Consider the following 9,029-nt stretch of genomic DNA (forward strand, 5'->3'; position numbering starts at 1 on the left):
TAATGACCACCATGTTGCTTTATAAGGAAATCAAGGCGCTCAACCGCGACGAGCACAAGGGCCTGAAAATCAAGCCGGCGACCGACTGCGCCTTCGCAGCGAGCACCCATCTGGTGCCGCTGGCGGGCCTGGAATTCTTCCAGGCGGCGCGCCATTACCCGATCGTCTTCATCGGTTCAGGGGAACAGCTGATGCCGATTGCTCTGTTGGGCATGGCTGAAGGCCAGAACAGCTACCTGGATGAATCCGGCCAGTGGCAGGCAAACACCTATGTGCCTGCGTTTGTGCGCCGCTATCCGTTCGTGCTGGCCCAGGACGAGACGGATAACTTCACCGTATGTTTCGATGCCGCTTACCCCGGCTGGAATGAGGAAGAAGGCCGTGAGCTGTTCAACGGCGAGGGCGAGAACACCGAATACCTCAATGAAATGATTCAGTTTTTGCAAAACTTCACCCATGAAATGGAGCGCACTCGTGATCTGGTCAAGGCCCTGAACGAGCTGCAGTTGCTTGTTCCCCGGACTTTGCAGCTAACTCACTCCAGTGGCGAGAGCTTTTTGCTGCGAGACTTTCAGGCCGTTGATGAAACGCGCTTTGCCGAACTCACTGACGAGCAGGTACTAGAATTGCACAAGAAAGGAGTTTTGGGCTGGATTTATGCTCACCTGATGTCGCTGGGCAATGCCAATCAGTTGTTCGACAACTTCCTGAAAAACAAGGCTCAGGAAGATAATTCGGCGGTGCAGCTTCATTGAGTATGTCTAACCGCATCTCCTAAGTAATGGACTGATGGGTAGGTAAATGTCTGCTCATCATCCACTAGCGATGATGGTTTTGGGCTTGCTCACCTGCGATCTTTGCTGAGTGAAGGCGCGCCACTGACTGCGTAGCGGTTTGCCTGCCGGGGAGCATCCGCGAACCAGTGCTTTCGAGTCGCGGCTGGGAACTCGATTTGACCGATATTCTTCTTCCTTCCGAAGCGGTGGGCTTTCTCTGGCTTTCGCACGTCTGAAAGAGCGACGTCATCTGCAATGCTGATGTGCAGCTTGCGGCCTTGTCCTGAGCGACGATTACCGTAAATGCTGACCGAGTCAGTTGACTGATGCCCCATGATGTATGCAATTGCTTCAGCGCTTGTTGCCGCTGACCGAAAACTGACCCAGTAGAGGCTGTTCTGCCGACTGAAAACTGACCCAGGTGTTCAACTGCTTCTGCTCAATTTTTGAGCAGGAGAACACAGGGTGATCAGTATGGAAATGATGGGCAAAATTCGCCGGATGTATTTCCGCGACAAGCTGTCGCTGCATGAGATAGCCAAGCGCACCGGGTTGGCGCGCAACACGATTCGCAAGTGGGTCAGAGCACCTGAGGCCAAGCCGCCGGTCTACCAACGCCGCGCGATCTTCAACAAACTCAGCCCTTTTCACGCCACGCTGGAGCAGGCGCTAAAAGCCGATTCGCTGCGGCCCAAGCAACAGCGGCGCAGTGCCAAGGCGCTGTTGGTGCGGCCCCGTTAGTGGTGGCGCGTTTCGTGACTCCGTTTAGGAATGTGATTTGATCCGAGTCCCCGTCCAGAATTTCCTGTGATTGGAGGGCGCTCATGAAAAAGTCCAGTTCTGAGCGTCATGGCCTGCCGGTGATTCATGAGCGTGCAGCCGGTATCGACATTGGCTCGCGCTTCCATGTGGTGGCAGTACCGGCCGACCTCGCCGAAGCACCGGTGCGAACCTTTCAGGCCTTTACTGCCGACCTGGAGCAAATGGCTGACTGGTTGGTCGATCTCGGAATTACCACGGTGGCGATGGAGTCGACCGGGGTGTATTGGATTCCGGTCTACGAAATTCTGGAAACTCACGGCCTGCATGTCGTGCTGGCTAATGCGCGGGACGCCCGTGCAGTACCTGGACGCAAAACCGACGTTAACGATGCCTCTAGCCACGAACGTACAGCTGATGAGCTAATGGAAATGGCTGATCGGGCCCTGTACGTAGCTAAGAACAATGGTCGCAATCAAGTACGCCTCGCAGATTACTGAGTGGAAGGCGATGGACTCATTTTTCATGTGCCAATGAGCGGGGATCTCCTATCCAGATGTTAGGTATCCCTGGAGTTAGGTGCGGTGGACTTGCCTGGAAGCCAGCCACGAGTGGATGCTGGAAACTCAATTCGACCAACAACTTTCCTAATACCGTATCGCGGTGGATTCTTGGGTTTTCGCACCTTCGACAGGTCTATACCCTCTACCGGTTTGAGGTGACTTTGTCGGTCTGCTCCAGAACGACCATCGCCGTAGACACTGATCGACTCTGTTGACTGATGCCCCATGATGTAAGCCATGGTTTCCGGGCTTTCTCCGGACGCTTTCAGAATGGAGCCGATTTGGTGTCGAAAGCTCTTCAGTGTCGGAACTTGTTTGCGCCTCGACCATAGCGCCCGTGCCTCTCGACGAAATCGATCTCGAATCGCCGTGTTAGTGCGCGGACATTTCGACATCCGATGAGCGGCCCATTCAATCAATTTCAGAATCTTGGGCTTGTCGATCACTAGGGTGCGGTCAGCGCCACGATGTAACTCGGCGGATTTTTTGCCACCGATGATTTGCACCAAGTTCCCTGTGACGGAGATCGTGCGCATCTCGCAGGGACGCACGCCTGTCCAGTACGCGAGAACAAGCGATGCGGCCTCATCGAGATTAGCCCCAGCATGAAGGTGCTTGTACAGTGCTTTGAAGTCCTCGAAGGGGACTTTACGAATCTGTTTCAGCTTGAATTTTCGGGTCATCTTGCTATTAGGTGCAGTGACCGGATTGATCAGCTTTCTGATTGCGGTAGCTGTGTCGCTGTTGCCACGTGCGAGCTGATCGTTCATCAGCGAATTTTTGAGCGTGCTGAATGAGTTGGGGCAATAGTTACTTGCGCAGGCAAGCAAAGCCGCGCAGATCTGCGCCGAAGATGGATCAGCCTCGCCGCAGCGATGCTGATAAAAATTACGTGCTCGGGTTTGGTACCGCTTCAAGGTTGTTGGTTGCATGGTCATCATCTCTTTTCTTATTGTTTTGATGACAAAGCAAGCCGCTGCGCGAATGGCGTTGTGTCAGTTCGGCCTTCACTGAAATGCACTACGCCTTCGCTTCGTTTTTTCTTGTTCCGTCCGAACTGCCCCAACGCCCTCTTACTCGCGCCGCGAGTAAGAGGTACGCGCTCTCACTCACGCGACACGCCTCATCTGTATTCAGCGTGCGCCGTGAGCAAAAGCGCACGCAAGCCTTTTGTCATCAAAATCAAAAAGCAGCCAGCGCCTGTGGCGCTGAAGGAACGAGCTCGGCAGCACGAAGCCCGCAAGCGGAGATGCATGGACAATCGATGCATTTAAAAATGCTTGCCATCGCTTGGGTTTTTGGTTGCGTATTTTTAATATAAATATTTGATTTATATTGTTTTTATATCGAAATATAACCAATAAAAGCAGTGCCAGTTTGGGCGCTCTTTGCGTCGGAGGTGGTCGTGATTGTGCCACTTTCGGCTGCTTTCGGTGCCTGATCAGGCACCTCTAATGCCGTATGCGGCACAGTAAGTGTGTCGCAAACCACAGCTGCGACATGGTCAGCTTATCGCAGCGCATTTTGGCGACAGACTAGGTGTGTCGCACTGGTACCCTGCGATACTCCCTGAGTGTCGCAAGCCGAGCCTGCGATTGAGGTATGGACGCAGCTGTTTGATAAAGTGTCCGCCACTGGCTGCTTCTGGGTAAGCGTCCGCCGAACTCACCTTGCGTGATTCAGGCAGGCGCCCACTGATGCGGCAGCAGTTGGCCGACCTCACTCGCCCGCTGCGTCGGCAGGCGTGTCAGCACGTCCTTGAGATAGGCATACGGATCATGCCCGTTCATGCGGGCCGACTGGATAAGGCTCATGATCGCCGCCGCGCGTTTGCCGCTGCGTAGCGACCCGGCAAACAACCAGTTCGAGCGCCCCAGGGCCCAGGGCCGGATCTGGTTGTCGGGTAGTCAGACGCGGTTGCCCGCGTCCAACCCCCTAAGAACCGTGCATGCGAGTTTCCCAGCACACGGCTCAAGCCTCCGCTAAGGCACCTCTAGGCACCCGGTTGTACGTCATCGGCATAGGCAAATTGCACATCCCTCGGGCAGCGCAGGTGGTATATCTCAAGATTAGCCGCAGCGTCCGTTCCGCCATGACCTAGCTTCACAATATGGCGACTATGCCACGGTGTGTCTTTGGTCACCGGCTTGAAGCAGACGCAGCACCGACCGCCCTGTTGCACCCAAATCCGGTACAGCTTGGCTCGACCTTTCGCGGAAGTGAGCATCCTCTTGCCCCAGCGGGACTCGAAGTATTCATCCCAAGCGGGGTCGTGTGGGTTGGCAGCGGCCTTGATCTTGATATGTCGCACAATTGGCGTGTCCGAGGCGTCCAATAACGTGTACTGACGCTTCCGACCATCGGCGGATTTTTCAGCACATGAGAACACCCATCGACGCCCCCTTTGTACTTTGAAATACCGATCCTTCACCCATCGGCGTGTCTTGCGAGGGTGGCGACGTACCGCCCATCGCCAGAGCATTTCCCACACTGCACTGTCCACCTGGTTGAAGACCTTCTTGGCGACGACATGACTGTGATAGTTCGCCCAGCCCCGTAGAACCGGGTTGAGCAAACCTATCAGATTGGTCTGCCGTATCGTTTTGTTGGCCTTGATCAACTCTCGTAGCTTGGCAAGGTGAGCGCTGATATTCGCCTTGGAAGGCTTGATCAAGAGCTTGCCGTTGTACTTGCGCACGTTCCAGCCGAGAAAGTCGAACCCGTTCCCTATGTGCGTGATTTTGGTCTTATCCTTGGAAAGCGTGAGACCACGCTCTGCCAAGAACTCGACCACGGCAGGACGAACTTCATTTTCCAGCCACTCCTTCGAGTACCCGGTGATGATGAAGTCGTCCGCATACCGCACTGCTTGCAGTTTCTTGCCTGTCCATTTGGCGGTAGGAAACCTCTTCGCCAGCATCGCTTCTAGCCCGTCCAACGTCATGTTGGACAGTACCGGAGAGATGATGCCTCCCTGCGGCGTTCCTGCGTTACTAGGGAACAGCTGGCCGTTGTGGATGTATCCGGCGTTGAGCCACTTCTGCAAGATCGCCTTATCCATGGGGATGTTGGCGATCAACCAATCATGGCTGATATTGTCGAAACAGCCTTGAATGTCACCCTCTAGAATCCACTCCGCATTTGCTTTTCGTGACAGCACACCAAAGCACTGTGCTGCCGCATCCGCGGTCGAGCGTTCCGGCCTGAACCCATACGAGTTTGGGTCGGCGGTGGTTTCCGCAATGGGCTCCAAAGCCAGCAGATGGAGTGCCTGCATGGCCCTGCATTTCATGGCGGGTATTCCGAGAGGTCTCGTCTTGCCGTTTTTCTTCGGGATAAGAACTCGCCGAAGCGGAAGCGGCGAGTAGCCTCGCCGCTTCAACGACTCTATCGCACCGATCTTGGCCCTAGGCGTATTCCAAGTAACCTTGTCCACACCTGGGGTATTTTTGCCTTTGTTTTCAGACACCCGTTTCACGGCCAATGCCTTACCGCTGAACGAGTGAGTCAGCAGCCATTGCAGGGCTTTCACCTTGTTATGTCTGCCGTCTTGTACAGCCTTCACAATACGCGCTTGCAGCCCTCTGACACGACGTTGTACGGCAATCCAATCGATGGCTTCCCACGACGTGCCGGAAGGTGCACACGCCAATGCTGCTGCGTTCATTTGCTCTCCTTCCGTTGAAAGGGTTCTACCTACTCTCGTGTGAAGAGAGACCATGAGAACGTCTGCCCGCTTTCGCGTGAAGTGATGTTTCAACTCCTATCCAGCCCATTACAGGATGGCGTTCGCTTTTTCCTCGTTCCTTCGCCCGCACCGCCATGGGCAGTTTTTACAAACGGCTTTCCCTGGCGGGAGCGATACGGGATTTCCACGTTCCGCTTATTGAAGTGCGTCGGGTTAGGTGCCTGCTATCGACCGGGAGGCATGTGGGTCACGAATGCGTAGTCGAAAGACGCGATTCCCACCTCCGTTACCTTTTGGTTCGAGCGTATAAGCCATTTCCGCTCGTTCAACTTAACGATCGTTGCGCAGATTCACGTGTGTTCACCATACCAACTATCTAGCCCTTGTCCGGCCATGGCTGCCAGAAGGGTACGCCTCTCACGATTGGTACCCCGCACCTTGCGATGCCTCGTTCCATTGTCGAAGGCGCTCTTGATTCAGCCTTCTAGATTCACCCGGTGACACGGGTGGTTCCCACCAAGGGGAACAACTTCATTAAGCGACTTCGTGTCGCACCTCGACCTGGTTGTTGTCGATGGGCACAGCTCCATCCTCCAGGTAGCGCGTCAGCGCTACCCAGCGTTTGAGGCTGTAATCCAAGGCTTTTGCCGTGGCTGATCCGTTGGGCACAAGATCACGCTGGGCCAGCATCCAGTCATGCAGCGTATCGAGGATCGGTGAGGCCTTTTCCTGCCGTATTCGCCAGCGCTCTTCATCGCTCATGTCCCGTGCCTGCCGCTCGATTTCGTATAAACCGCCCATCGCGTGCAGTGCCTGTTCAGCCAACTGGCTTTTGTTCGCCGCGTGAAGATCGAAGAACTTGCGGCGGGCGTGGGCCATGCAGCCAATTTCGGTGATGCCCTGCTCGAAGCTGGCCTTGTAACCGGCGAAGTCGTCGCAGACCAGCTTGCCATTCCACTGACCCAGAAAATTGCGCGCATGCTCACCAGCACGGCTGGGGCTGAAGTCGTACACCACGGCCTTCAGATCGGTGAAGGGCGTGGTGCTGTAGGCCCAGACGTATGCCCGATGGGTTTTCTTCTCGCCTGGGGTGAGCATTTGCACCGGGGTTTCGTCAGCGTGGATCACGCGTTGGGCCAGCACGGCTTCGCGCAGGGCATCGACCAGCGGCTGGAGCTGCACGCCGGTTTGTCCGACCCACTGGGCCAGTGTCGAGCGAGCGATGGCCAGGCCGGCACGGGCAAAGATTTTCTCCTGCCGGTACAGCGGCAGGTGGTCGGCGAATTTGGCCACCATCACGTGAGCCAGGAGGCCGGCGGTGGGGATGCCCTTGTCGATCACCTGGGCCGGCACGGGGGCCTGGATCAGGGTTTCGCACTGGCGACAGGCCCATTTGCCACGCACGTGCTGCTCAACGGTGAACACGCCCGGCGTGTAATCCAGCTTTTCGCTGACGTCTTCACCGATGCGTTGCAGCTGGCAGCCGCAGGCGCACTGGGTGTTCTCCGGCTCGTGACGAATCACGGTTCGCGGAAATTGCGCGGGCAGCGCTGTGCGCTTGGGTTGTTGGCGCGGTTCGGCTGGAGCAACCGGAGGATTGACGGCTTTCAACTCCGCCTCGATGGCGGCGATGTCGGTGTCGAGCAGGTCATCCAGCAGGCTGCCCTGGTCAGGGCTCAGCTGCTCGCTGCGCTTGGCGAACTTGTGCCGCTTGTACCAGGCGATTTCGTGGGTGAGCTGCTCGATGATGGTTTGATCACGGTGGATCTTTTTGCCCATCGAATCGACCTGCGTGAGCAACTGCGCGGCCAGGGCGCGCAGTTGCTCAGCTGTCAGTTGGTCGAGATTGGGCGAGGAAGTCATGCCGCTGATTGTGCCAGAGCAGGCGCTCAGCGCAGATACACCGATGGGCTAATGGCTGGTGCTACAGCACTGTGATTGCGCCGGCTGCACCAACGCGCTGCCAGGGCAAACCCAGAACCAACGCCTGAAGTTGCTCGCCGTCGAGTTCGACTTCCGAACCGTGGCGGATGCCTGGCCAGTGAAACTTGCCCTGGTTCAATCGTCGTGCGGCCAGCCAGATACCCACGCCGTCATGCACCAGGACTTTCATGCGGTTGGCGCGACGATTGGCGAAGAGATAGGCGCAGTGGGGCTTCGCGGCACCGAACACCGCCACCACGCGGGCCAACGCGGTTTCAGTACCCGCGCGCATGTCCATGGGTTCGGTGGCGAGCCAGATGGTATCGATGCGGATCACTGGGTGAGCCCACGGACAAAGCGGGCGCAGCCTTCAGGGTCGGAGGCTGGCCATTTGACGGTGATCGCTTGCTCGCCAAGCGGTAGCTCGATCATCACCGATGCTTCAGTCGACCGTTTAGGCGCAGCCCTCACTGGAACGAATGCCGGCAACGCAGCTGGCAGTTGATCTCGATAAAGCGGTAGCCACTTGCGAATGACGTTGGCGTTGATGCCGTGGCGGATGGCAACGCTGGAGACGGTCGCGCCGGGTTGCAGGCACTCCTGAACAACCTGGGCCTTGAATGGTTTGGGGTAAGAGCTTCGTTGGCGCATGGGAATCCCGGCGATAAGGGCTATCGCGTCCGCTTAAAAATACGCGGACACCATCGCCCTTAATGCTGGAGTTCGGAAGGTGAGTTCGGCGGACGCTTACGACTATTTCTCTATCCCTCAGATTGAAATTCTATAAATGGATACAAAGGCATACACCCAGAGTGAGGGTGTGCAAATTTTATTTGCCACAGCACATGGATTCTTCGTCGAAAAGGGAAAGATTAATTTTGCAGGCAAACAGGCCGCTTTTGGCCGACTCCAGCCAATTAAAACTGGCAACTCACGGCCCAGAGTGTGTAAAAACGCACCAGTAAACCCTTGCTATGATTTCCGAGGATTTCAGCGCAAGGGACGCCCATGAAACGGTTTATCCAGGGTGAGCACCGAGGTCAAAGTACCTTATTTCCCGAAAGCCTCGACGACTACGTCAGCGATACCAATCCTGTTCGGGTGGTTGACGTTTTCGTCGATGAACTCGACCTGGCCTCGCTGGGTTTTGATGGCACCATTCCAGCCGAAACTGGCAGACCTGCCTACCACCCTGCGGATTCCACGCCATCCGGCCACCCAGTCCGCTCTCATCTGGCCAGGCATTCCAGGGCCATCTGGCCACCTGTTCCACGGCCATCCGGCCGGGCAGTCGGAGCGCAGCGACGCAGGGGTGGCATT

At 56.4% G+C, this 9,029-nt stretch carries 6 protein-coding genes and 4 pseudogenes; 4 read left to right on the forward strand and 6 right to left on the reverse strand.

Going from position 1 to position 9,029, the window contains the following annotated elements; all coding sequences use genetic code 11:
• Nucleotides 1-2: 2 nt before the first annotated feature.
• The 3 genes and pseudogenes from HBN63_RS14385 (at nt 3) to HBN63_RS14395 (ending at nt 2,035) form a co-directional block, all read left to right on the forward strand.
• Nucleotides 3-755 (forward strand): SapC family protein, encoded by a 753-nt coding sequence (locus HBN63_RS14385; RefSeq protein ID WP_170049904.1) that lies wholly within the window; start codon nt 3-5, stop codon nt 753-755.
• 504 nt (nt 756-1,259) lie between these two features.
• Nucleotides 1,260-1,499: pseudogene (locus tag HBN63_RS14390) on the forward strand (IS21 family transposase); the annotation flags it as partial.
• A 101-nt stretch (nt 1,500-1,600) separates the two neighbouring features.
• Nucleotides 1,601-2,035: a transposase gene (locus tag HBN63_RS14395; RefSeq protein WP_262498968.1), complete on the forward strand. Its 435-nt coding sequence runs from the start codon at nt 1,601-1,603 to the stop codon at nt 2,033-2,035.
• A gap of 59 nt (nt 2,036-2,094) precedes the next feature.
• Here the strand turns inward: HBN63_RS14395 and HBN63_RS14400 are convergent, their stop codons facing one another.
• The 6 genes and pseudogenes from HBN63_RS14400 to HBN63_RS14425 all read right to left on the reverse strand — a co-directional run bounded on the left by HBN63_RS14400 (nt 2,095) and on the right by HBN63_RS14425 (nt 8,360).
• Nucleotides 2,095-3,030 carry a site-specific integrase gene (locus HBN63_RS14400; protein ID WP_262498969.1) on the reverse strand — a complete coding sequence of 312 codons (936 nt, stop codon included), beginning with the start codon at nt 3,028-3,030 and terminating at the stop codon, nt 2,095-2,097.
• Nucleotides 3,031-3,777: 747 nt separating this feature from the next.
• Nucleotides 3,778-3,999 (reverse strand): annotated as a pseudogene (locus HBN63_RS14405) (transposase domain-containing protein); the annotation flags it as partial.
• A 92-nt stretch (nt 4,000-4,091) separates the two neighbouring features.
• A complete protein-coding gene (gene ltrA / locus HBN63_RS14410; RefSeq protein ID WP_170049906.1) occupies nt 4,092-5,765 on the reverse strand; it encodes a group II intron reverse transcriptase/maturase in 1,674 nt (557 codons plus the stop codon).
• 576 nt (nt 5,766-6,341) lie between these two features.
• Nucleotides 6,342-7,649, reverse strand: a pseudogene (locus tag HBN63_RS14415) (IS66 family transposase); the annotation flags it as partial.
• A gap of 61 nt (nt 7,650-7,710) precedes the next feature.
• Nucleotides 7,711-8,046: an IS66 family insertion sequence element accessory protein TnpB gene (gene tnpB / locus HBN63_RS21945; protein WP_058173910.1), complete on the reverse strand. Its 336-nt coding sequence runs from the start codon at nt 8,044-8,046 to the stop codon at nt 7,711-7,713.
• Complete coding sequence (locus tag HBN63_RS14425; protein ID WP_071542627.1) at nt 8,043-8,360, reverse strand: transposase; 318 nt, start codon at nt 8,358-8,360, stop codon at nt 8,043-8,045. The genes tnpB and HBN63_RS14425 overlap by 4 nt, the downstream gene beginning before the upstream one ends.
• 357 nt (nt 8,361-8,717) lie before the next feature.
• Between HBN63_RS14425 and HBN63_RS21950 the strand changes: the two are divergent.
• Nucleotides 8,718-9,029, forward strand: a pseudogene (locus HBN63_RS21950) (hypothetical protein); the annotation flags it as partial.

It is taken from the genome of Pseudomonas sp. WS 5011, assembly GCF_012985775.1.
Lineage (GTDB): Bacteria > Pseudomonadota > Gammaproteobacteria > Pseudomonadales > Pseudomonadaceae > Aquipseudomonas > Aquipseudomonas peli.